The organism is Vibrio sp. OPT24, from assembly GCF_015163545.1.
In the GTDB taxonomy this organism is placed as follows: domain Bacteria; phylum Pseudomonadota; class Gammaproteobacteria; order Enterobacterales; family Vibrionaceae; genus Vibrio; species Vibrio cyclitrophicus.
The window spans coordinates 1-444 of sequence record NZ_JADDYI010000011.1; the positions used below are offsets into that span (position 1 = coordinate 1).

The window sequence follows — 444 nt, forward strand, 5'->3', positions numbered from 1 at the left end:
AGATAAACATTGAGAACTTTTAAATTTGATTGAATTACTCGTAAGTAATCAATCAGTCAGCTTTCCAAATTGTTAAAGAGCATGAGACTTTAAGAACAGTGTTCTAAAATTCACATTTTCTAAAGACTCTCAGGGTCAAAGATACCAACCAACGACAAAAGAAGTGGTTTGGATATGTAAATAACCAAGAATATTTAGAGAATGGTGGGCGATACCGGGCTCGAACCAGTGACCCCCTGCTTGTAAGGCAGGTGCTCTCCCAACTGAGCTAATCGCCCACGATAGTTTCTTTTGTCTTCACTTTTAATAAAAGTGAAAATAAAAGCCATCCTTTACGCGGAGAAAGAATGGTGGGTCGTGCAGGATTCGAACCTGCGACCAATTGATTAAAAGTCAACTGCTCTACCAACTGAGCTAACGACCCAATGGTATCCCGTAGGGGAG

General features: G+C 40.5%; 2 tRNA genes. Both read right to left on the minus strand.

Going from position 1 to position 444, the window contains the following annotated elements:
* Nucleotides 1-202: 202 nt before the first annotated feature.
* A tRNA-Val gene (locus IQO02_RS03045) sits at nt 203-278 on the minus strand.
* A gap of 70 nt (nt 279-348) precedes the next feature.
* A tRNA-Lys gene (locus IQO02_RS03050) sits at nt 349-424 on the minus strand.
* Nucleotides 425-444 lie beyond the last annotated feature (20 nt).